The following is a 23090-nucleotide window of genomic DNA, read 5'->3' on the forward strand; positions in this document are numbered from 1 at the left end:
GCCAGGGCAATTGGCGGCACGCCCTCAAGCGAACATCGACCAGATACCCTGACCCAGGTCCAACGGGACCCGTGCACCTACCCAGCGGGCAGCGAAAATTCGCCGGCTCCCCCAATCGGGCGGCACATAGACTATCCTGAAACAGTTTCTCGAATGTGTCCACCTGAGAGCGAAATTCATCGCGGATCGTTTTCCGCGGGCCGGCGGCGCCGCACCGGGCGGGCGTGCATACGCCGCTGCGCCGATATCGACAGGCGATATCGGCGTACGCGCGGCCCGGTCCGAGCGTCGTCGGATCTTGCCGGAGCTAACGGCTGCGTCTGGCGTACAGCGTCGTGGCCAGCGGCGCGAACACCGCGAGCAGGCAGACCGACCAGATCAGCGACTGCCACGCCGCGGAGCCGAATTGACCTCGCTCGAAGGCGTCGCGAAGCGCGTTGACCGTCACCGTCACCGGGCTGTGATCGGCGTAGACCCGCAACCAGCCGGGCATCGAACCGGTGGGCACGAACGCCGAGCTGATGAAGGCGAACGGGAACAGCCAGACGGTGCCGGCGGAGGAGGCCGCCTCGGTGCTCGGTGCGGTCAGTCCCAGGACGGCGCCGATCCAGGCGAACGCGGTCCCGAAGAGCAGCAGCAGCGCGAACCCGCCGATCGCCGCGCCGAAGCCGCCGTGGAACCGGAACCCGATCACCAGCCCCATGATGATCATGACGACGACCGCGACGAGTGTGCGGATCAGCTCCGAAAGGGTCCGGCCGACCAGGACCGACGAGCGCGTCATCGGCATCGAACGGAACCGGTCGATGATCCCCCGCTGCATGTCCTCGGCGAGCGTCACCGTGGTGGCCGCGACGGAGGAGAACAGCACCATCATCACGAAGATGCCCGGCATCAGGAACTGGCGGTATCCGACGCCGCCGACGTTGATCGCGCCGCCGAACACGTAGGCGAACAGCAGGATGAACATCAACGGCTGCACGACCGCGTACATCACCAGCTCCGGGGTCCGCTGGATGCGGCGCAGGTTACGCAGCGCCATCTGCCACGCGTCCGACAGCCACCACCGCGGGCTCGTCGACGTGGCGTCACGGGTAACCGGCCCGGACGCGAACACTCCGGTAGTCGAGACCATCAGCCCTCCCTCGATCCGGCGGTCACCGCTTCGCGCTTAGCATCGGCACCGCGGCGCGACGTCCGCTCACTACTGTTCGCCGGTCCGCCGCCCGCCTTGTCCTCCGAGTCGTCGGTGGAGGCGGGGTGACCGGTGAGCCGGAGGAACACACTGTCCAGCGTCGGCCGGCGTACCGCGACATCAGCGACGCCGATCGAGCGCTTCCGAAGCGCGATGAGCATGTCGGGCAGGTCGTCGAGCGACCGGTTCGCCAGGTCGACGGTGACCGCCGCGTGGTTCTGCTCGGTGTCGGCGGACTCCGCACCGAAGCCGGCCAGCACCTCGAGTGCGGCATCGCGGTCGGCGCGGTCGGCGAGGACCAGCTCCAGGTGCTCACCGCCCACCTGAGCCTTCAGCTCGCTCGCGGTGCCGCTGGCGACGAGCCGGCCGCGGTCGATCACGGCGATCGAGTCGGCGAGCCGATCGGCCTCCTCGAGGTACTGGGTGGTGAGCAGGACCGTCGTTCCGGCGGACCGCAGCTCGGCGATGACGTCCCACATCGCCATCCGGCTGCGGGAGTCCAGGCCAGTCGTCGGCTCGTCGAGGATGAGCAGGCGCGGCCGCGCCATGAGGCTGGCGGCCAGGTCCAGCCGGCGGCGCATGCCGCCGGAGTACGTCTTGACCTGCCGGTTCGCCGCCTCGGTGAGGTCGAACACCGCCAGTAGCTGCTCGGCGCGAGAGTGCGCCTCCCGGGCGCCGAGCCGGTGCAGCCGGCCGGCCAGCCGGAGATTCTCGGCGCCGGTGAGGATCTCGTCCACCGCCGAGAACTGACCGGTCAGGCCAATGCAGGCGCGCACTCGGTTTGCTTGTGACACGACATCCGCGCCGAACACCTTGGCGCTTCCGCCGTCCGGACGCAGCAGCGTCGACACGATCCGCACCGCGGTCGTCTTGCCGGCCCCGTTCGGCCCCAGCAGCCCTACGACTGTCGCCTCGGGCACCACAAGATCGAATCCATCGAGCGCGGTCGTGTCCCCGAACCGCTTGCGCAATCCCTCTAGAACGATTGCATCACCCATGTATTCAGTTAACGCAAACCGCCCGCGCGCGCGAGGGGTTCTTTCACGAACGTGTCAGTCCCGCCCAGGGCTCCGCGCCGCGACTCCGTGATCCACAAAGAATATCCGGCCAAACTGTGGTCTTCGTCACACCTAATATGAAACATCCCGAACCATATCCACCATTCGGAGTTTTGTCCGAGATTGACAGTGACTGTCGCGAAACAATAGCCCTGGATTGAGTGTCGAACGACTTTTAGTACCCAACCTGAACGCTAATAAACATACCTACATTGCATCATGCGAGGCCCCGATGATCTAGGAAGCGTTGCGACCGTCAAGAGAAACCGCCAGCGCGTCCTGCGATCCCACAACGCAACGGCGCCGTTCGGCCTCGTGCGCGGCGTGCGCCTCGTACCCGTCCGCCAGGCAGGTCGATCATGTGAAGCGGCATGGCCCGAGCTTTCGCGTCAGTCGGTTGCGGTCATCCGGTCGAGCAGTTCGAGCAGATGGTGGTACGTGCGGCCGGTGGCTCGGGTCATCCCGCATCGGGCACCTCGTCGTGGGTGAAAGTCCAGTGTGGACGCGGCACCACGAACGACACTTGACCAGGTGTTGTAGCGCAGTCACTGGTCCTGCGGGACGATCCGGGCGTTGTCGAGGCGGCGATGCACCAGGGACAGCATGGTGAACAGGTCCAGGGCGTCGGGCTCGGTGAGCGTCCACGAGGTCCGAGCGCGGGTAGTGTGCGCCGGCGGGTTGCGGAACATGCCAAAGATGCCCGTAAGGAGGTTCGCGAAGCCGCTCTGCTCGCTGGCGTCCGTCGCGCTTCGCAGGGCGTTCACCCGAAGGCACGGCGCATTGCCGCAGAGCGCCTTGTCGACCATGGCCGCACCGTCGAGCTGTAGGCCCGGTCATCTGGCGCAGCCGCTCGCTGACGCCTTTGGTCGCCTCGAATACCGCATGGAACAGCGACTCACGTACGAGCTCGTCCTCGCAGTAGTGGAGCACCTGCGCGTGCACCCCCCGGCGGCGCAACTCGGTCCGAAGGCGGTCGGTGAGCCGGGCGATGTCGTCCAGGGTGGCGGCGACGGCCTCCGCCTTGATGAGCCGGCCGCCCTCGTCGGGGTCGAGGACGATGATGGTCAGCGGCGGGCGCAGTTCGGCCCGCCGCCTGGCCACCCTCACCGTCCGCCGGCAACGGATCGTTGAAGACCCCACCAGCCAGGTACGGGACAAGCCACCCAAGTCCCACAACGGCACCCGCAGTAGACCCAGGTGCCGCGGCGACCGGCGTCGACGAGCCCGGCTTCGCGCAGGTCTTCAGGTGGTGCGAGATGGTCGGCCCGGACAGTTCGAGCGTTGGGGTGAGTTCGCAGACGCCCACCTCTCCCCTCGACCGAGGCGGGAACCGCTCAGATGATCCGGCCCGCGGCCACGGCCAGCGGCGGCAGCTCGTCGTCGTCGGCCCGGAAGCGGTGCAGCCGGGCGCGTCCCGCCTCGCCGCGCAGCTTGCCGGCGAAGCGCACCGGCACCACGATCGTGAGCAGGTACCCGGCGCCGTCGAAGCCCTCCACCAGCCAGGCGACCCATGGCAGGGAGACGGCGGTGGTCGGGCTCACCATCACCGGCCGCTGCCCGCCGAGGGTGACGTCGACGACGCCGAAGCGGGTCCAGTTGGAGAGGCTGAACGTGCGGCGCGGCGGGTCGAACGCGTACGGCACGAGGTCGGGCAGCCGGTCGCGGCCGAGCTGCTCGATGAGGCGCTCGTCGGCCCGGAAGCTCGGCGGCGTGACGGCGAGGTCGTCCATGGTGGCGCGGATCTGGGCGGCGAACTGCGCGGTCGTCGTCTCCGGGGCGCACGGGACGTACACCTCGCTGAGGATGTTGCCGACCACCGCGGGCGGCAGGTCCAGCCGGGGCCGGATGTTCACCGGCATCGAGATGTGCCGCACCCCGTCGTAGTCGTCGAGGTCCCGCAGGGCGGTGTGGATGTGCGCGGCGAGCACGTCGTTGGTCGACAGCCAGCGCCCGGCCTCGGCGGCGAGCTCGTCGCGCATCCGGGCCACCTCTTGCGTGCCGAAGTAGATCTGCACGGTCCGGTTCGCCCGGGCGGCCGCCGCCAGCTCGGCGGCCAGCGCCTCGGCCTCGGCGGGCTCCGGCAGCCGGAAGCTCGGCATCCCGCCGTCGCTCGGCGGCAGGATCTCGTCGAGGTACCCGTCGCGGTCCTCCACGACGACGGCCTCCGGCATCTCCCCGCCGTCGACCGCCGCCGACCACGCCTGCATGAACAGCATGTAGGTCTGCATGTCGCCGACCGAGTGGTGGAACGAGGTGCACACGGCGGTGCCGCCGTCGGAGAACTCGGTGACCCGCACGGTCAGCAGCGGCAGCCCGCCGTCGCGCGCCTTCGTCGCCTCGCAGTGGTTGGCCAGCCCCGAATTGGGCATCGCGACGCGGCTGACGGCCTCGGCGAGCGTGTCGTCGATGGTGTAGAACTCCATCGGTACGCCCTCGTCGCTGCAGACGATCTCCAGCAGGTCGCCGGTGGTGCGCATCCGCCCGCCGAAGACGGGAACCGCGGCCAGCGCCCGCGCCAGCCCCTTCGCCAGGTCGTCGGCGGGCAGCGGCCGGGCGAAGAACAGCACGATCGAGACCGGGACGTTCGACAGCAGCGTGTCCCGCAGGCCGCACCGGATCACCGTGCCGGGCGCCTGGCCCGACGTGACGGTCCGGCTCTCGCGCAGTTGCGGCCAGCCACCCATGGATACCCCTCACGACGCTGCGGCTCAAAGTATCGATCTTCGTAAACCAAGCGCTGCCGCGGCATCGGCCGAGCGGACAGACCGGCGGCGCTATGTAGGCACCCCTCCAGGGGGCTTGGCCTTGATGCCGGCGTCGTGCATGCCAAGCTGTGGCAATGCCGGAAAGCAGGTTGTGCAGGCGTGGCCGCGATTCACCAAGGATCCGGGTGTGCGGCTCCCCTCGTAACGTTGAGGCCGCCCGCCCCGCGATCCCTTTGCGGGCGCGGCTGGCCCGCACATCAGTCCGCTCCGGAATGGTGTGCGGGATGCCCCGTGCCCGCAGCGACCGGCGGCCGGCCTTCGACCCGTACGCCTTGTCCGCGGTCAGATGCTCCAGCCGCTTGCGGTGCCGGCCGACCCAGTACGAGGCCCGTGTCTGCTACCGTCAACCCATCGCCCTCGCGGCGTGAAACCCCCGGTGTCCGGGTCCTGGGGTGGAACCTCACTGCGGTCACTCCATGTGCGGGTATCCATGGTGTGTGGGTGGCACAAAGGTCTCCTTGATGGACCGGGGCGACGTCCATCGCAGCAGGTTGGTCGCGGCACCGGCCTTGTCGTTGGTACCCGAGGCACGCGATCCGCCGAACGGCTGCTGCCCGACCACCGCGCCGGTGGGCTTGTCGTTGATGTAGAAGTTGCCGGCCGCAAAACGAAGCGTCTCGGTGGCGCGCGCGATCGCCGCCCGGTCCTGTGCGATGACCGCGCCGGTGAGCGCGTAGTCGGTCACCGACTCCAGTTGTCGGACCACGCTGTCGTACTCGTCGTCCGGGTAGACGTGCACGGCGAGAATCGGGCCGAAGTACTCGGTGGTGAACGCCTCGTCGCCGGGGTCTGCGACCTCCAGCAGCGTGGGCCGGACGTAGTAGCCGACGCTGTCGTCATACGTCCCGCCGGCGAGGACCCGCACCGACGCTGTGGCGTGGGCACGGTCGATGGCGGTCTTGTGGGTGGCGAATGCCCGACTGTCGATCACCGCGGACATGAAGTTGGTGAAGTCGGTCGGCGGTCCCATCGTCAATGCCTCGGTACTCGCGACGATGTCGTCGCGCAGCCCGCTCCAGATGCTGCGCGGCACGTACGCGCGCGAGGCCGCTGAGCATTTCTGGCCCTGGTACTCGAAGGCGCCGCGCAGCATCGCCGTGCGCAGCACCCGCGCGGAGGCGCTCGGATGGGCCAGGATGAAGCCCTTGCCGCCGGTCTCGCCGATGATCCGCGGGTACGAGCGGTAGTTCGCGATGTTCTCCCCGACCGCCCGCCAGAGCTTGCGGAAGGTGCCCGTCGAGCCGGTGAAATGGATACCGGCGAGATCCTGGTCGGCGAGCGCCACATTCGACACCGGCACGCCGTCGCCGTGCACCAGATTGATGACACCGGGCGGGAGTCCTGCTTCCTCCAGCAGCGCCATGGTGAAGTGGGCGGCGAGCGCCTGGGCTTGCGACGGCTTCCAGATGACGGTGTTGCCCATCAGCGCCGGTGCGGTTGGGAGGTTCCCGGCGATCGCCGTGAAGTTGAACGGGGTGATCGCATAGACGAACCCGTCGAGCGGCCGGTGGTCGCTTCGGTTCCACACGCCCTTGGCGTTGACCATTGGCTGTTCGCCGAGGATCGTGCGGGCGAAGTGGACGTTGAAGCGCCAGAAGTCGATCAGCTCGCACGCCGCGTCGATCTCGGCCTGGATCGCCGTCTTGGCCTGGCCGAGCATGGTGGCGGCGTTGAGCGTGGACCGCCACGGACCGCTGAGTAGGTCGGCGGCTTTGAGGAAGATCGCGGCGCGGTCGTCGAAGGTCAACCCGCGCCACATCGGCGCCGCCGCCTTGGCCGCGTCGACGGCGGCCCGCGCCTCGGTTTCGGTGGCGCCGGCCAGCACGCCGAGCGCGTGCCGGTGTTCGAACGGCGCCGTCACCTCGGTGCGGGAGTGCCCACCGATGACCCGTCGGCCGCCGATCCAGTGCGGCAGGTCGTGCTTCTCGTTCCATAGCTGCGCCACGCGCCGCTCCAGGTCGGCCCGCTCGGAGCTGCCCGGGGTGTGGTCGAGCACGGGCTCGTTGGTCGGCGAAGGTACCGCCGTCAAGGCATCCATGAACGTTGTTCTCCCTGGCCCAGTAGGTCGGCTGCTCGGTCTTGTCATACAGTGCATCGAGCCAAGCCGGGTACGGCTGCGTGCAGTCGATCATGTGCGCCTTGCCGCCATGCGGCCAAGCCCGCCAGATGTCGTCCGACGGCCGGCGTCAGAGCCGGTCAACAGCGGTCTCACCAGCGGGGCGAGCACCAGGCGGGCGTCCCCCGCGCTCGCGATCGCCCCTTCACAGTGGCCGGGGCACACCGGCTAGGGCAGCTCACTGCCGAGCACGCCACCGTGCGCAACGTGGTGTCGCTCCTCTTCGATGATCTTCACTCGGACGCCCTCCTTGTCGACCCCGAGCGCCTCGACCACCGCGTCGGTCACTCGTCGGACCAACTCACGCTTCTGTGTCATCGTCCGACCAGAGAACATCTCGATCCTCACCCCGGGCACTGGCCCTCCCCTTCGCCTCGCTCTGCTGGCATTGCCGGCTAATCTCGTCATACTTCAAGTAGCCCAGACCGTCACTCACGGTCATCGACCAGGTGCCGACCCCTGAGCGATAGGCCCGTCCCGCGTCGCTGGCGTTGAAGCGCTCGCCTACTTGATCTTGAGTGACAGGTCTTCGACTGCCGGCCGCTCGGTGTTCGGGATCCGCTTATCCGGGGTGCTCGATTCGCACCCGGTCCTGAACATCCGCGCCCTGCGTCGTCCTTGACTGCCTCGTGACCAGGCGAGACGTCACCACGCATACCGGACTCCGCCGCGGCCGTGCGCGCCGCCTCATCGGGTCAGCTCGTCTTGGACTCCGTTGCCGGCAGACGCTAGAAGCCGTGCCTTCAGGTTGTCAAGACACCCAGTGGTTGGACCTCCACCCACTTGACATCCTTCCAAGCGAATGCAAATCTCCAGTCGTCCGGCGCTCGAGCCGGAGACACCCCGGCGGGGCTCCGCCGATCCTGCCCTCGCCCAGTTGTTCGCGATGCCATGACGAACCGGTGCCGGGGGGCACAAAAAACTTCCAGGAGGAAACGTGAGAGATTTCTGGCGGTCAAGGAAGACCCGGCTGGCGTTGACCTTCGTGGCGACGCTGAGCCTTTCGGTGGGGTGCGGCGGGACCGACGGCGGGAGCGGCGCCAACGACAAGGCCGCGCCGGTCAAGGTGGGCATCGTCGAACAGCCGCCATACAGCAGCCAGGACAAGAGCACCGGAGCGGGCACCGGCGTGTGTCCTCAGTTGATCACTGCGGCGTTCACCGCCGCGGGACGGCCCGAGCCGACGTACATCGTGGCGTCCGCGTACTCCGATCTGATCTCCGGCCTCCAGGCCAAGCGCTGGGACATGGTCGGCGCCTGTCTGCAGATCACCGCCGAACGCTGCCAGCAGGTCGCCTTCACCGACCCGCTGGAGACTGAGACGTTCAGCCTCGCCGTACCCAATGGAAACCCGAAGCAGATCGCCTCGCTCGGCCAATTTGGCAAGGGTGGCCTGAAACTCGGGCTGCTGCGCGGCAGTACCACCAACGCCAAGGCCAAGGCGCTCGGCGTGCCGGAGTCGGCCATCTCGCTCTACCCCAGCGTCCGGGACCTGATCGACGCGGTGAACGCCGGACGCGTCGACGCCGCTTTCGCGGGCGGCCAGTCCCTGCAGGGCATCGCGGCCGAGGGGGTCACCTTCCTCGCCGCCTCCGACGTGGTGCTCCAGCCGGCTGCCGCCGCCTTCCGTAAGGACGACAAGGAGCTCATGGACGTCTTCTCCCGGGGGCTGAAGACGATCAAGGACAACGGCAAGTACAAGTCGATCTCCGAGAGCAACGGGTTCGATCCCAAGATCACCATCAACGTCACCGCCGAGCAGGCTTGCACCGCCCGGTAGTCCGGTCCGCGCCGTCGGGCAGGAAGGTACCCAGCAGATGATCTTCGCGATGACTATCGGTGGCCTGCCAACCGGGTCGCCAATCAGGTTCACCGTGTGCAACCGGGCGGCAATTGCCGAGGTCGGGCATGCGCCGGACTGCTCCGATGACCAGCTCGACCCGGCGGCACATGGAGCCGAGCGGGGGCTTCCCGGATGGCGCGGCGACGAGCCAGCCCGCCGGGAAGGGCTGGGCGCCTCGGGGGAACGCCTGCGCCAGCACGCCGAGGAGTTGCCCCGCCTGCCCGCCGCCGAGCAGGGCAAGCTGGCCGCCGTAGTGGAGGGCTGGCGAGTGGCCAGGCGGCCAGAGGCGCGCACGGTGTGGCTTAATAGCCATGGAGAGGTGGGTCCGGCTCAGCCGCACAGCGCGGTGCGGCACAGCGGTCTGGGGATAGCCGGCGGCGGCTCGCTCGGGTTTTCGGGCGTCACCGGCCTCAAGGTCATCGCGTACGCGGCGGCGCCCCGGGTCGGAACGGTTGGCCGGTCATGACGGCCGACGCCGTTGCCGGAGCCCCCCTATCCGGGCTTGACATCAACAGATATCGTACGCAAACGGGGCACGCTGTCTGGTCCGCGTGTCCGGAAAGGCAGTCGCCATGGCCGACCGAGTCTTCAACCGGATCAACATCAAGCGACTGCACAACGAGGTTCAACACCAGATCCGGGAACTCATCGACAGCGGCATCCTCAAGCCTGGCCAGACGCTTCCGCCTGAGCGGGAGCTCGCCGAGCAGCTCGGCGTCAGCCGCAACAGCCTGCGGGAGGCGCTGCGCGTCCTGGAGGCCCGGGGCATCATCGTCACTCGGCACGGCGTGGGTCGCGCGGTGCGTGACGTGCAGCCGACCGGCTCGGCCGACTGGAGCCTCACCGACAGCATCGAGGTCATCACGATCAACGAGGTCCTCGACGCCCGCGCGCTGCTGGAACCCCGGGCCGCGGAGCTGGCCTGCCTGCGGCACACCGACGAGGAGATGCGGGAGATCCTGGACGCGGCCAAGGACCACAGTTCCTGGGCGGACACCATCCGGTTCCACAACGCCATCGCCGCGGCCGCCCATCACGTCGTCATCGAGCAGCTCATCAACCATCAGTTGCGGCTGCTGGAGGAGCTTCGTCAGCGGGACCGGTACCGCTCCGACGACGACGCGCACACGCTCACGTCGGACCACCTGCAGATCGCGGCGGCCATCGAACGCCGCGACGCCGAGGCGGCCCGCTCGCTCATGCAGAAGCATCTCCAGCAGACCCACGACAGCATCGACGGGCTGTCCTGACGCCACCCGCCCGCCGGCCGCCACCCTGGGCGGCTGCGGATGAACCGCCTCATCGAGGAGCTGCCGTATCTCTGGGGTGGCCTGCTGGTCACCCTGAAGGTCACCGCGATGGCGTGGGTGATCATGGTGGTGCTCGCCTTCCTGCTCGCCGTCGGGCGCGCCTACGGCCCAACAGCCGTCCGCTGGCTGTGCACCGGCGTGGTGGAGACCTTCCGCGGCACCGCCACGCTGGTGATGCTCTTCTGGGCGTTCTATGTGATGCCGCAGTTCGGCGTGACGCTGTCCCCGATGTTCACCGGCGTCGTCGTGCTCGGCGTGGCCGAAGCCTGTTACGCGTCGGAGATCGTCCGTGGCTCGCTGCTGTCGGTGCCTCGCGGGCAGTGGGAGGCGGCGCACGTACTCGGGCTGCGGGGCTGGCGCAGAATGGTGCGAGTCATCCTCCCCCAGGCGGTGCCGACCATGGTGCCGCCGTTCGGGAACCTCAGCATCGCACTGCTCAAGTTCACCGCCCTGCTGTCGTTCATCTCCGTCCATGACCTGACCGGTCGCGCTCAGGATGTGCGCTACGAGATCGGCCAGAGTGTGCTGGTCTTCGGGTTCTTGCTGGTCATCTACTACCTGCTCTCGTCGACCATCGCGTTCGCCTTCCGCCTTCTGGAGAAGCGGGTCATGGTGACGGGCCGGGGGCGCGCGGACATGGTGCGCGACAGGAAGCGGCGCGGCGCCACGCAACGGGCGGGAGCTGAGGCCCGATGAGCTGGAGCTGGTCGTACGCCTGGTCGTGCTTGCCCAATCTGCTGCGCGGCATGCTGATCACCGCCGAGGTCACCGCGCTCGGTTCCGTGATCGCGCTCGTCGCCGGCCTGTTCTGGGCCATTCTCGTGCTCAGCGGGGTGCCCGGGGTGGCTCACCTGGCCCGGCTGATCGTCGACTTCGTCCGCGGTACCCCGCTGGTCGTGCAGGTCTTCTTCTTCTACTACGCACTCCCCTCGATCGGGATCAGCGGCGGGCCGTTCGTCATCGGCGTGTTCAGCCTCGGCCTGTACGGCAGCGCCTACATGGCCGAGGTGTACCGGGCGGGAATCGTCAACCTGCCCCGCGGGCAGTGGGAGGCGGCCAAGGTGCTGCGGCTGCCGCCGGTGTGGCAGTGGATCGACGTGGTCATCCCCCAGGTGTTCCGCGCGGTGCTGCCGGCGCTCGGCAACAACATCGTCGTCATGCTCAAGTACACCCCCGTGCTGTCCACCATCACCGTGACCGAGCTGCTCACCGCCGGGCTGGATCTGGGCGCGGAGAGCTACCGCTACCTGGAACCACTCACCCTGGCCGGGGTGGCGTTCATCGTCATCACCATCCCCTGCGTACTGGCCCTACGCGTGTTGGAAAGGCGGTTGGCCCGTGGCGCAGCCTGACATCAATGGTCTTATCCGCAGGGGCGACGCGTCGCGGCCCGCCGAGCCGAAGCCCGAGTCGGTCCGCTTCCAAGCGGTCTCGAAGTCGTTCTCCACCCGCCTGGTGCTTGACGATCTGAGCCTGACGGTGCGGACCGGCGAGAAGGTCGCCCTGATCGGGCCCAGCGGGTCCGGCAAGACCACCGTGCTGCGGATCGTGGCCGGTCTGGAGGAGCCGGACGCCGGCCAGGTGGCCGTGTTCGGCCAGCAGGTCTGGCCGTACCGCAGGCCGCGCCCCTGGCGCCGGGGCGACGCTCGCGACCGGGACCGCACCATGCGGCATGTTGGCATGGTCTTCCAGCACTTCAACCTGTTCCCACACATGCGCGTGCTGGCCAACATCACCGAGGGACCGATCCGTTCCCGCGGGATCGGCCGGGAGGCGGCCAGGGCCAAGGCCCTGGAACTGCTGGAGATGGTGGGCCTGTCCGGCTTCGCCGACGCCTGGCCGGCGAACCTGTCCGGCGGGCAGCAGCAGCGGGTGGCGATCGCCCGGGCGCTGGCCATGGAACCGAGGCTGGTGTTGCTGGACGAGGTGACCTCGGCGCTGGATCCGGAGCTGGTCGGCGAGGTACTGGCGGTCATCCGCGACATCAGCCAGGCCAGCGACCTGACCATCCTCATGGTCACCCACGAGATGTCCTTCGCCGCCCGCAGCGTCGACCGGGTGCTGATGTTCGACGAGGGCCAGGTGGTTGAGGACGGGCCGGCGGCGCAGGTGCTGCGGGAGCCGGCCCACGAACGCACCAAACGATTCCTCTCCGCGGTGGTGGAGAGGTGAGGACAGACAGCCGGTATCGAGCAGTCACACAGGAAGGTTGGTCCATTTCGATGGAAGTCACCAAGGTCATCCGGGGCGTCACCGCGATCACCATGACCGACCAGGGCGTGGTCGACCGGGCCACGGTCGTTCTGCGGGGCAACCGGCTGGGCGGGGTGCACCCCGACGGACAACTGCCGGCGGAGCTGACAAGCTGGGTCGACGCGCACCCCGAGCAGGTCCTCGACCTGCCCGGCCGGTACGTCATCCCCGGTCTGATCAATCTGCATGAGCACCTGGACATGCACAACGTACGCGGCAGCATGCACGACCGGGTCGGTGGCCCCACCGTGACCCTGGTCCCCCGCGCGATCCGCAACGCCCTGCTCGCCCTCGCCTCCGGCGTGACCACCCTGCGCGACCTCGGCTCCAAGGACGCCACCAACATCGTGATCCGGGACATCATCGACATGGGCCAGTTCGTCGGGCCCAGGGTCGTGGCGTGTGGACAGATGATCTCCGCGACCGGTGGGCACGGGCAACCGCTGTGCGCGGAGGGCGACGGGGCCGACGCCATGCGACACCTGGCGCGGTTGCAGCACAAGCGGGGAGCCGACGTGATCAAGGTGTGCGCCAGCGGCGGCGTGGTCGCCATGCGCCGCGAGAACCCGTGGGCGCAGCAACTGTCCGATGAGGAGCTGCGCGCGGTGGTCGAGGAGGCGCACCGGTTCGGGCTGCGGGTAGCCTCGCACGCCCAGCCGCCGGCCGCGATCAAAGCGAGTGTCCTGGCTGGTGTGGACACCATCGAGCACGCCGCGTTCCTCGACGATGAATGCGCGGACCTGCTCGCCGAACGAGACGTGGCGCTGGTGCCAACCATCGACGACTCCTACTCGGTGGCGTACGAGGGCGAGCGGCACGGCCGGCCACAGTGGATGCAGGACAACGCGAAGAAGAGCATCGAGCTGCGAATGGCCAGCCTGGCCCGGGCCGTCAAGGCCGGCGTGCGGCTGGGCGTGGGCACCGACGTGGTCGGCAAGATGGGCCGGGAGATGGTGCACATGGTCGAGGCGGGACGCACCCCAGAGCAGGCGCTCGCCGCGGCCACCCGGGACGCCGCGCAGATCATCGACGTACCAGACATCGGCATCCTGGCCGAGGGCATGCTCGCCGACCTGGTGGTGCTCGGCCGCGACCCGCTGGCCGACCTGTCCGCCTGCGACGACTCGATCGAGCTGGTGGTCCGCGACGGCGTGACGATCCGCCCGTCCGCCCTGATCGCGACCTGCGCGGGGGGTGACATCGTCTGATGCGCTTCACCCTACGAACCGAAGGGCTGTTCACCACGGTGGACCGCTATCCCGACTTATTCAGCCGGGAAGCCGGCACGATCAACCTCGGCCCCGGCGACCCTCGCTCGCCGGTCCCGGCGCACGTCGCGGCGGCGACCGCGCAGGCTGCGACCGACGGCCACACCGGGTACACCCCGGTCACCGGGATCCGGGCGCTGCGCGAGGCGGTCGCGGCGCAGGTGTCCGACCAGCACGGTGTGGACTACGACCCAGATCACGTCTGTGTCGGCAACGGCTCGAAGCAGATGATCATCAACACGCTGCTCGCCACCATCCGCGACGGCGACGAGGTACTGCTGCTCGCCCCGTACTACCCCGTCTACTACCAGATGGTGCTCCTGGCCGGCGGGCAGCCCGTGGTGGTCAACGGGCCCGACGGCGACTACCGACTGCCCGTGGCGCAGATCGGCGCGGCGCTGACGCCGCAGACCAGGTGGATCATGCTGAACAGCCCGAACAACCCGACCGGCACGGTCTACAGCCGGGCCGAACTCGCCGCGCTCGACACCCTGCTGGCCGACCACCCCGCGGTGAACGTCATCAGCGACCAGGTGTACGAACAGCTCACCTTCGATGGCACGACAGCGCCTTGCCTAGCCTCGGTCAGCCCTCGAGCCCGCGAGCGCACGGTGGTGGTCAGCGGGGTGTCGAAAGCGTACGGGATGACCGGCTACCGGATCGGCTGGGCACTCGGCCCGCCGGAGATCATCGAACACCTCGCCCGGCTCCAGTACATCACCACCTCGTGTGCCAGCTCGATCAGCCAGCACGCGGCGACCGCCGCGCTCACCGGGCCACAGGACTCATTGGCCGAGACGGCCCAGCGATACCGGGCCGCAGCCGAGCTGACCCACTCGACGCTGAGCTCCGGCACGCGCCTGCGGGTGCTTCCAGCGGCCGCGGGGATGTACACGTTCGCCGACTGCACCCCGTACCTCGGTAGCCGCGACCAGGCCGGCACGCCCATCGAGACCGACCTGGACCTGGTGCAGTACCTGAAGCGGGAGGCGCGAGTCCTGCTCATGCCCGGCACCCTGTTCGGTTCGCCGGGCCGGCTGCGGATCACGTTCGTGGCCGAGGAGCCCGAGCTGGGCGAAGCACTGCGCCGGCTGACCGCCGCCCTGTCGCTGCTGCGCGAGCCGGCGGAGGCCCGATGAGCGGGGGCGAGTACGACGTGGCGATCATCGGCGGTGGCCACAACGGGCTGGTCGCCGGCACCTACCTGGCCAAGGCCGGACTACGCACGGTCATCCTGGAGCAGCGCGACATCGCCGGCGGGCTGACCGCACCGGTGGAGTACTTCCCCGGCTATACCGCCTCAATCACCAACAGCCCGGGGTCGCTGGAGCCGCGCATCGTGGCAGAGCTGAGCCTGGCCGACTTCGGGCTTCGGTTCGTACGGCCCGATCCGTCGCTGACCTACCCGTTCCCCGGCGGGACCGGGTTCATCGGGTGGCGCGACCGGGGGCGCAGCCTCGACCAGATCGCCAAGTTCTCCCGCCGCGACGCCGAGCGGTACTACCCGTTCTTCGCCTACCTGGAGGAGTTCGCGGCCCGGCTGCGGGCCAACATCTTCGAGGCGCCCCCGCCGTTCGCCACCGTGATCGGCGACATCGCCGACGCGCGCGGCGAGGAGATGCTGTCCAAGATCATGTTTGGCAGCGTCCAGGACCTGCTGGACGAGTGGTTCGAGTCCGACGAGGTCAAGGCGCTCATCGCCAGCGTGGCCATCGTGGCCAACCTGGCCGGGCCACGGTCCCCCGGGACCGTGATGCGGCTGTTGGCCCGCCCGCTGTCGGTGCGCTCCGCGGCCACGATCGGCGCGGACGACCCGCGCCGGCAGGTGCTGCGCGGTTCGACCGGCATCCCGATCGGCGGCATGGGGACGATCGCGGTGGCGATGACCCGCGCTTTCACCGCCGCCGGCGGGCAGTTGCGGCTGGGCGCGCGGGTGGCGCAGTTGGTCACCGAGAACGGTCGTATCCGGGCCGCGGTCACCACCTCGGGCGAGGAGTTCCGGGCCCGGGTCGTGCTGTCCAATGTGAACCCGATGACCACCCTGCTGGACCTGTTGCCTCCGGACGCGCTGCCCGACGAGGTGCGCGACCGGGCGGCCCGGCTACCGCTGCACGGCTCGGCGTTCAAGGTGGGACTGGCGTTGGACGGGATCCCCCGCTTCGCGATGGCCGGCGACGACACGGAGGCCGAACTGCTGGCAGGCTGTCAGTTCCGGATCGCCCCGTCGCTGGAGTACATGGAACGGGCCTTCGACGACGCAAAGTACGGGCGCCCGTCGCACGGCCCGATGCTGTGGGGTCTGACCCCATCGGTGTCCGACCCGAGCGTCACCCCAGAGGGCAGGCACGTGATGAGCGTGAACGTCTTCCACGCGCCGTACGACCTGGTCGGGACGACCTGGGAGCAGGAGCGGAGCCGGTTCGGGATGCGCTGCATCGATGTGCTGTCCGAGTACATACCGAACCTGAAGGAGATCATCACGGACGTCCGGTTCTGGTCGCCGGTGGATCTGGAGTCGGAGTACGGGCTGCTGCGGGGGAACATCACCCACGGCGACACGCTCCCGGCCCAGATGTTCTCCTTCCGCCCGCTGCCCGGAATGGCCGACTACCGCACCCCGGTGCAGGGCCTGTACCTGTGCGGCGCCGGCAGCTGGCCGGGCGGCTCGGTGACCGGAGTGCCGGGCCGTAACGCGAGCATGGCGGTCCTGGCCGATCTCGCCGGAAATGACGGAGCAGCGAGCACATGAAGATCACGAAGATCGACGCCATCCCGCTGGACGCGCGGCTGAAGGAGCCATTCAAGTTCGGGCACGTGGTCCGGGAGAGATCCTCCAACGTCCTGGTCCGGGTGGAGACCGACGAGGGCCTCATCGGCTGGGGTGAGGCATGCCCGGTGCCCCAGCTGACCGCAGAGACCCGGGAATCGGTGGTCTCGGTGATCTCCGAGCGGATCGAACCGTTCCTGCTCGGCCGCGATCCGCGCTCCTGGCGCACCACGGTGAACCTGCTCGACCGGCGCCTGGTCGGTTTCACCTTCACCCGGGCCGCACTGGAGACCGCGCTCCTAGACCTCACCGGCAAGGCCGCCGGCAGCCCGATCTGGGCGGTCCTCGGCGGGCGGTATCGCGAAACCCTGCCGCTGCACGGCAGCGTGGGCTGGGACGAGCGGCCAGAGGTCATCGTCGAGGCGGCCACCCGGCAGGCCGCGGAGTTCCACACCCTCAAGCTCTACGTCGGACCGGGCGAGCTGGCCGCCGACCTGGACCGGCTGGCCATGGCCCGGGCCGCGCTCGGCCCGGCGACCACGATCATCATCGACGTCAACGGACTGTGGAGCCGATCCGAGGCGCTGCGGGCCGGTCCGCGCCTGGCCGAGTTGGGCGTGCGGCTCGTGGAACAACCGCTGCCGGCGCGCGACCCCACCGGCATGCGCGAGGTCACCCGGATCTACGGCGAGCGGTACGGCATCGACGTCGCCGCAGACGAGGGCGTCCTGTCCGATGTCGATGCTGTCCGCACCGCCGGCACCCATACCGCCGCCGTGGCCACCATCGGGATGTGCAAGCTGGGCGGACCCGCGGCCGCACTGGACGCCGCCCGATCAGCCCTCGCGCACGGGCTCAGCGCGATGGTGGGCAGCGTGGTCGAGCTGGGCATCGCCGCCGCAGCCGGCGCGCATCTGGCCGCCTGCGTGCCACAGCTCGCCTACCCCTCGTACCTGATGGGCCCGCGCAAATACGCCCGGCAGATCACCGGCGACGGGATGCCCATCCAGGACGGGGCGCTCACCGTCCCGAACGGGCCCGGACTCGGCATCGAGATCGACCTGGACGCGATCGACGCCCTGGACATGCGCAAGCGGGTATAGCCCCACACCCGCCCCAACGAACGAAAAGGAACTGCCTTGCCTACCGTCAAAGTCGAGATGTTCTCTGGCCGAACCCCGCAGCAGAAACGCGACCTCGCGCGACTCGTCACCGACGCCGTAGTCGAGAGCCTCAGCGTCGACCCGGCCGCCGTCCGCGTACAGATCGTGGAGACCGAACGCCATCACAGCGCGGTCGGCGGTGTGCTGCGTTCCGACGCCGCGGGTGAGGCGAAGGAACCCCATCCGAGACGATAATCTTCGCGCATCTGTATATCGGTGCACGCCATACCTCGGGAATGGCCCACGATCGAGGACCTCGTCATTCATCTCACGTCCTAGGTCTACCGACCTCCCAAGGTTCGCCGGCTAGCCGCCCGTCAGGGTGGCCAGCCGGCGAAGTGCGGCGCGTCCCGCGTGGCTGCAATCGACATCGTCAAATTCGTCGGACACCAATCCCGGACACAGACCGCGTAACCAGCTCGTGTCTCATCGGCCTTGACAGCTTCCGCAAGCCCTTGGGACAAGCCAGAGTGAACGTTGATGACCCATCGCGTAAGGTCCGCTCATGCTCAATCCGATTCATCTCAAAACCTTGACGCAGGTCGTCAGGATGGGATCGTTCGCCAAGGCCGGGCGGGCCTTGGGCTACACCGCATCCGCGGTATCGCAGCAGATGTTGGCGCTGGAGCGGGCAACCGGCTTGCGATTGTTCGAACGTCACTCGCACAGCGTCCGCCCGAGTTCTGGGGCGCTGTTCCTGGCAGAGCGCGGCTACGATCTGCTCTCCGCCTTCGACGATCTTGAGACCCAGGTCGCCGCAATGGCAAAAGGTGCCACTGGGCGGCTGCGGATCGGTAGTTTCCCCACCGGAAGCACCCAGCTAGTGCCGCGTGCACTGTCCGGCCTGCTCAAACGCCGCCCAGGCATTGACGTGCGCCTCGATGAGGGCGAGCCGGACGAACTGCTTGTTACCTTGACCGAGGGAAAACTTGACCTGGCAGTCGTCTATCACTACGACCTGGTCCCGCGGACCTGGCCGACCGGTCTGGCCGCCACCACAATCCTGCACGAAGACCTGCACCTTCTGGTACCGCCCGACAGCGACCGTGTCGGCCGGCCCGTCGAACTGTGCGATCTCGCCAACGAGACGTGGATCTCGAGCGACGAGGGCAGCGACGGGCATACAGGACTCATGCGGTTGTGCGGCACCGCAGGATTCGAACCACGCATCGCCTTCCACAGCAACGACTACGCCGTGGTCCGGTCGTTGGTACGCTGGGGCCTCGGAATCGCGGTGGTTCCAACGCTGGCCCTCAGCACGCAATCAATGGCACGCGCCACATCCCTCGCCGGCATCGCCTATCAACGACACGTGAGCCTTCTCTACCGCGCCAACAACTCCAACCCCGTACTGCCGCTCGCGATCGGCGCGCTCGCCCAGGCAGGCGCAGCGGTCGAATTCACCTGACCACTGGCGAGACGCAAGCAACCGCCACCGAGGACACCGCCCCGACGACCCGAACACGAGAATCGCACCTCGGCTCAACGCCCATCAGCAAGGCGACATCAACCGCAGCCCTCAACCGGAGATCATCGGTGCGCACCTTCACCGCCGATTCGCGCACCTGCACGGCATCCGTCAATACGATGAACCGGGCAGGCGGATCTTCACTGCTCCAACTGCTCGCCGGTGGTCTCCGTCGTCATCTGGCGGCTCTCCCTTCTGCTGCGTGAGCTGGAACCCGGCGATCGGCCGGCCGAACTGGACGCGTGCGAGCGCGTAATCGACGGCCGTCACGAGGCAGTCGCGGGCCGCGCCCATCGCCCCGAAGACGATCCCGAACCGTGCCTCGTTCAGACAACGGAGCGGCCCGGACAAGCCTCGGGCGCCGGGCAGCATAGAGTCGGCCGGCAACCTCACGTCGTTGAGCACGAGCTCGCTGGTGACCGAGGCACGAAGTGACAGCTTGCCCCGGATGTCATGCGCGGTAAACCCCGGTGTGTCGCTGGGTACGACGAAGCCGCGGACACCATCGGGTGTCTTCGCCCAGATGATTGCTACGTCCGCGACGGATCCGTTGGTAATCCACATCTTCGTCCCGTTGAGCACCCAGCCGCCACGTTCCGGCCGTGCGGTTGTCCGCATGCTTCCTGGATCTGACCCGGCGTCTGGTTCGGTCAAGCCGAAGCAGCCGATCACGTCGCCGGCGGCCATGCGGGGCAACCACTCGCAACGCTGTTCCTCCCGGCCGTAGGCGTGGATCGCATACATCGCAAGGGACCCCTGCACGCTGACCATCGACCGCAGGCCCGAGTCGACGGACTCCAGTTCCAGACAGGCGAGGCCATACGCAGTGGCGGACATGCCGGCACAGCCGTAGCCGGTCAAATGCATCCCCAGGATGCCAAGCTCGCCGAACTGTTTGAACAGCTCACGTGCCGGTACGCGACCGTCCTCGTACCACTGGGCGACATGCGGCCGAGCATGCATGGCCAGCATCCGCTGCACGGTCTGTCGAATCTCGCGCTCCTCCTCGGAGAGCGCCTGATCGAGATCGAGGAGCAAATCCGGGGTGACGGCCAGCGTCGGTGGTCGATTCATGGGGCTCCTCGTCCTGCGCTCGTGTAGACACGAGCTTGCCAACCGCTGCATGGCGAGCCAAGCGAAGCAACGACGCGGGTTCCTCTCGCCGGACGTAAGGAATCCTTGGCCTCAGCCCAGGCCGTGGTGGCCGCCGCGACGGGGATGGCGCAGGGTACGACGCGCAGTGCTGTGACCCGGTTGGAGCGGCTGGGGCTGGTCAGCCGGAGCACCCGAGCCGCGATTACCGACAGGTCGAGCTGGTGGCCACCGAGTCGGGACGGCGGCGGGCGGCGCAGCTGCGCGCGGCGGGCGCGTCCATCGAGCAGCAGCTGATCCCGGATCCGCGGACCCGACATGTGCTGCTGCTCGCGGCCGACGTCGAGCGGCTCGGTCCGGGCCAGGTGCTCGTCGAACGGCACGCTGACCACGGCCGACACCGCGCCGCCGAGCTGGCGGACCGCGGCGCGGACCTCCCGGGCCGGCCGCGGCACCGTCGCCGCCACGACCACCGGCCCGCGCCGCCGCGTCCTGCATCCCCACACCGCGCAACTGCGCCAACAGGCGCATCGTGTGCTGCACACTGTCGACCCCGGCCCGGGGCCACCAGCACCGGGCACGCCGGCAAGTGAAACAGCCGCCAGACACCGGCGACATCCGCGACCGGGGCGTCGATGAGCACCAGCGGGTACACCCTACGCAGCGCCTCGACGACCCGCAGGCTCTCGTCCAGCACCGTCGGACGGCGGGTCGCGGTCCGCTGCACCTCGCCGACCGCGGTGTGCAGGCCGGACCTGCCGTGCTGCATCGCCGCGTCCAGCGCGGCCCGATCGAGACGGCCGGTCTCCAGCAGCGCGGCGAACAGGTCCCAGATTGTGGCGTCATTGCGGCGCAGCACCCGATGCTCCGGGCGACCCCAGCTGGCGGCGGTCGCATCGACCGCCGCTGCACTCGCCCCGCTGCAGCTGACGGACAACTCGTGGGACGACTGGACGAAAAACGGCCGGTGGACCAGCACGACAGGGCTATCGATGCGCGCGGCCACACAGTAGTAGCACCAGCAACCCTTATGCTGGTGGTGCCAGGCTCGCGGGGCCCGGTGCCTTCCTCGCATCGCCAGCTCCTGTCAGGGTTGCAACATAACGACCCTGGAGGTGCAACACGCAATGCAAGACAAGTCCGATTGGGACCTGCACCCCGATGCGGAGTCCTATGTCGCCGAACTCCTCGACGGCATGCTCCAATCCAGCGCCCGGCTGCGCGCGCTGGAAGAGGCCATGACATCGTGCACGTCGACGCGGCTGTTCGACTGGGTGGACCACATTGTCGCACCCATCGACGAGCAGTCGCTCGCCGCGATCGGATACGTCGAAGGCTGGCGGACGACCACGGGGATCTGGCGCCACCCGGCCGCACAGCTGCCAGCAATCGTCCCGGCCGACCGCAGAGCGGTCGCTGTGCGCGTCGACGACGCAGCGGCGTTCGCTCAAGCGCAGGGCAGCACGCACGGGGTCGACGGCGCGCCACTGTCGAGGCTGCGGCTAGCCCTGGTGTCAGGCGCCGAGGAGATCGGTGTCGCCGGTCTGGAGCGCCGCTCCTGGGCTGCGGGAGTCCAGCCGCAGGAACATGGTCAGGTGCAGGCCGCTGCCGCATCCGCGGCCTGGCGTGCGCTTACCGAACGGCCCCGCCATCACGAGGGCGCCGACGGTGTGCGGCAGCAGATGACCGCCGTCCGCGAAGCGGTGCGGCTGGTCGGTGCCGATCTTGCAGCGAGCTACTTTCTCGAACTGGAGCGGCAGTACTGGCAGCGGCGCAACAGCGCCGGCGCGACCCAGCACAGCCGTCAGGACCGCCTCGGTCTCGGCTGGGGAAACAACGACCATCACACCTTCCGCAGCAGCAGGGCGGCGTTCCGCCCGCTGATCGACCTGCTGACCGCGCTGGGGTTCGCGGCGCGGGAACACTTCTACGCCGGAGCAGACGCCGGCTGGGGCGCCCTGGTCCTGGAGCACCCCAACACTGGGGGCGTCATCTTCGCCGACGCTGACCTCGCACCCGACGAAGTCGGCGTCGACCTCGTGCATGAGTCCCTGGTTGAACGTCAGACGCTGGGCACCGTCGGGCTCTGGTGCGCTCTCCACGGCGAGTCGGTCCTCAGCGCCGGCATGCACCACCTCGAGGGCCAGTTCGACTTCGACGCCCTCCGCGAGGATCTGCGCGACAAGGGCATCGCGCAGATGTCACCGTTCTCCGAATTCCCCTACCTGAAGCAGGCGTTCACCGAGGCGGAGACCTGGATAGTCGCCCCGGCACGACTGGAACCACTGGTCGCCGCAGGGGTTCTCGACGCGACCGTCGCCGAACGCTTCGCCACTGTCGGCGCACCCGGCTCGCACCTGGAGAACCTCGCTCGCCGCAACGGCTTCAAGGGGTTCAACAAGCACAACGTCTCCACGGTGATCCGGGCGACTGATGCGCGCCACTACACCCCGCAGGTCCAGGTGGTGACGCGGGCCCATGCCTGATCCGTCGGTCCGGAAGCCAATCCCGGAAGCCGGGCCACAGGCCGACCCGGAGTCTGAACAGGAGCCGTCGGCTAGTCTAGTTTCGAAGAGCCCCCAAGCGACCACTACCGACATCCACCTTCTATGAAACGGCCCATACCAGGGCGGATGGGGTTTTCGGCAAGGGCAGCGTCCTCACCCCCCCCCCGCTCGGCGACTGGTTGGCCCAATCGCACGCCGACGGCGGCCTCGGCCTCGGCCTCGGTACCGTCGGACCGAGCAGGGTGTTCCTCGTGGCTGTTGTGTCCGACCCCGTAGTCCACGGCG

19 protein-coding genes and 4 pseudogenes are annotated in these 23090 nt (G+C 68.6%); 13 read left to right on the forward strand and 10 right to left on the reverse strand.

From position 1 onward, the window contains the following. Positions 1-307: 307 nt before the first annotated feature. The 8 genes and pseudogenes from ABT297_RS17285 to ABT297_RS17320 form a co-directional block, all read right to left on the reverse strand. On the reverse strand, positions 308-1135 hold the full coding sequence (locus ABT297_RS17285) for an ABC transporter permease (RefSeq protein ID WP_350550113.1): 828 nt from the start codon (positions 1133-1135) through the stop codon (positions 308-310). Then, on the reverse strand, positions 1135-2193 hold the full coding sequence (locus ABT297_RS17290) for an ATP-binding cassette domain-containing protein (protein ID WP_350550115.1): 1059 nt from the start codon (positions 2191-2193) through the stop codon (positions 1135-1137). Before ABT297_RS17290 ends, ABT297_RS17285 begins: the two co-directional genes overlap by 1 nt. A 605-nt stretch (positions 2194-2798) precedes the next feature. Then, positions 2799-3071, reverse strand: a pseudogene (locus tag ABT297_RS17295) (TIGR02391 family protein); the annotation flags it as partial. A gap of 64 nt (positions 3072-3135) precedes the next feature. Beyond that, a pseudogene (locus ABT297_RS17300) lies at positions 3136-3435 on the reverse strand (hypothetical protein); the annotation flags it as partial. After that, a pseudogene (locus tag ABT297_RS43165) lies at positions 3357-3565 on the reverse strand (ArsR/SmtB family transcription factor); the annotation flags it as partial. The pseudogenes ABT297_RS17300 and ABT297_RS43165, both read right to left, overlap by 79 nt. Positions 3566-3587: 22 nt before the next feature. Beyond that, positions 3588-4937: an acyltransferase gene (locus ABT297_RS17310; protein ID WP_350550117.1), complete on the reverse strand. Its 1350-nt coding sequence runs from the start codon at positions 4935-4937 to the stop codon at positions 3588-3590. A 490-nt stretch (positions 4938-5427) separates the two neighbouring features. After that, the gene (pruA, locus tag ABT297_RS17315) at positions 5428-7056 is read right to left on the reverse strand and encodes an L-glutamate gamma-semialdehyde dehydrogenase (RefSeq protein ID WP_350550119.1); all 1629 of its coding nucleotides are present in this window, start codon (positions 7054-7056) and stop codon (positions 5428-5430) included. A gap of 246 nt (positions 7057-7302) precedes the next feature. Continuing rightward, entirely contained in the window at positions 7303-7542 is a 240-nt protein-coding gene (locus tag ABT297_RS17320) for a tautomerase family protein (RefSeq protein WP_350550122.1), read from the reverse strand. Between the two features lie 529 nt (positions 7543-8071). Between ABT297_RS17320 and ABT297_RS17325 the strand changes: the two genes are divergently transcribed. The 12 genes from ABT297_RS17325 to ABT297_RS17380 all read left to right on the forward strand — a co-directional run bounded on the left by ABT297_RS17325 (position 8072) and on the right by ABT297_RS17380 (position 19146). Beyond that, positions 8072-8914: a transporter substrate-binding domain-containing protein gene (locus tag ABT297_RS17325; RefSeq protein ID WP_350550124.1), complete on the forward strand. Its 843-nt coding sequence runs from the start codon at positions 8072-8074 to the stop codon at positions 8912-8914. A 37-nt stretch (positions 8915-8951) separates the two neighbouring features. Then, entirely contained in the window at positions 8952-9443 is a 492-nt protein-coding gene (locus ABT297_RS17330; RefSeq protein WP_350550127.1) for a hypothetical protein, read from the forward strand. Positions 9444-9549: 106 nt separating this feature from the next. Further along, a complete protein-coding gene (locus tag ABT297_RS17335; protein ID WP_259858035.1) occupies positions 9550-10227 on the forward strand; it encodes a FadR/GntR family transcriptional regulator in 678 nt (225 codons plus the stop codon). A 39-nt stretch (positions 10228-10266) separates the two neighbouring features. After that, a complete protein-coding gene (gene ehuC / locus ABT297_RS17340) occupies positions 10267-10983 on the forward strand; it encodes an ectoine/hydroxyectoine ABC transporter permease subunit EhuC (RefSeq protein WP_350550132.1) in 717 nt (238 codons plus the stop codon). Beyond that, positions 10980-11639: an ectoine/hydroxyectoine ABC transporter permease subunit EhuD gene (gene ehuD, locus ABT297_RS17345; protein ID WP_350550135.1), complete on the forward strand. Its 660-nt coding sequence runs from the start codon at positions 10980-10982 to the stop codon at positions 11637-11639. Before ehuC ends, ehuD begins: the two co-directional genes overlap by 4 nt. Continuing rightward, positions 11626-12459: an amino acid ABC transporter ATP-binding protein gene (locus tag ABT297_RS17350; RefSeq protein ID WP_350550138.1), complete on the forward strand. Its 834-nt coding sequence runs from the start codon at positions 11626-11628 to the stop codon at positions 12457-12459. The genes ehuD and ABT297_RS17350 overlap by 14 nt, the downstream gene beginning before the upstream one ends. A 50-nt stretch (positions 12460-12509) precedes the next feature. Then, entirely contained in the window at positions 12510-13748 is a 1239-nt protein-coding gene (locus ABT297_RS17355) for a metal-dependent hydrolase family protein (RefSeq protein WP_350550141.1), read from the forward strand. Then, positions 13748-14947, forward strand: a complete 1200-nt coding sequence (locus ABT297_RS17360; RefSeq protein ID WP_350550144.1) for a pyridoxal phosphate-dependent aminotransferase — start codon at positions 13748-13750, stop codon at positions 14945-14947. Before ABT297_RS17355 ends, ABT297_RS17360 begins: the two co-directional genes overlap by 1 nt. Continuing rightward, positions 14944-16557, forward strand: coding sequence for a phytoene desaturase family protein (locus ABT297_RS17365; RefSeq protein ID WP_350550146.1), 1614 nt, complete (start codon positions 14944-14946; stop codon positions 16555-16557). The genes ABT297_RS17360 and ABT297_RS17365 overlap by 4 nt, the downstream gene beginning before the upstream one ends. Continuing rightward, the gene (locus ABT297_RS17370; RefSeq protein ID WP_350550149.1) at positions 16554-17678 is read left to right on the forward strand and encodes a mandelate racemase/muconate lactonizing enzyme family protein; all 1125 of its coding nucleotides are present in this window, start codon (positions 16554-16556) and stop codon (positions 17676-17678) included. Before ABT297_RS17365 ends, ABT297_RS17370 begins: the two co-directional genes overlap by 4 nt. 36 nt (positions 17679-17714) lie before the next feature. Beyond that, the gene (locus ABT297_RS17375; protein ID WP_350550151.1) at positions 17715-17933 is read left to right on the forward strand and encodes a tautomerase family protein; all 219 of its coding nucleotides are present in this window, start codon (positions 17715-17717) and stop codon (positions 17931-17933) included. A gap of 310 nt (positions 17934-18243) precedes the next feature. Next, positions 18244-19146 carry a LysR family transcriptional regulator gene (locus ABT297_RS17380; RefSeq protein WP_350550153.1) on the forward strand — a complete coding sequence of 301 codons (903 nt, stop codon included), beginning with the start codon at positions 18244-18246 and terminating at the stop codon, positions 19144-19146. A gap of 252 nt (positions 19147-19398) precedes the next feature. Here the strand turns inward: ABT297_RS17380 and ABT297_RS17385 are convergent. Then, positions 19399-20280, reverse strand: a pseudogene (locus tag ABT297_RS17385) (acyl-CoA dehydrogenase family protein); the annotation flags it as partial. Continuing rightward, a complete protein-coding gene (locus ABT297_RS17390) occupies positions 20277-20765 on the reverse strand; it encodes a hypothetical protein (protein WP_350550156.1) in 489 nt (162 codons plus the stop codon). The pseudogene ABT297_RS17385 and the gene ABT297_RS17390, both read right to left, overlap by 4 nt. Before the next feature lie 660 nt (positions 20766-21425). Here ABT297_RS17390 and ABT297_RS17395 point away from each other — a divergent pair. Further along, positions 21426-22784, forward strand: coding sequence for a hypothetical protein (locus ABT297_RS17395; RefSeq protein ID WP_350550158.1), 1359 nt, complete (start codon positions 21426-21428; stop codon positions 22782-22784). Positions 22785-23090 lie beyond the last annotated feature (306 nt).

Source organism: Dactylosporangium sp. NPDC000555, from assembly GCF_040300025.1.
Classification (GTDB): domain Bacteria; phylum Actinomycetota; class Actinomycetes; order Mycobacteriales; family Micromonosporaceae; genus Dactylosporangium.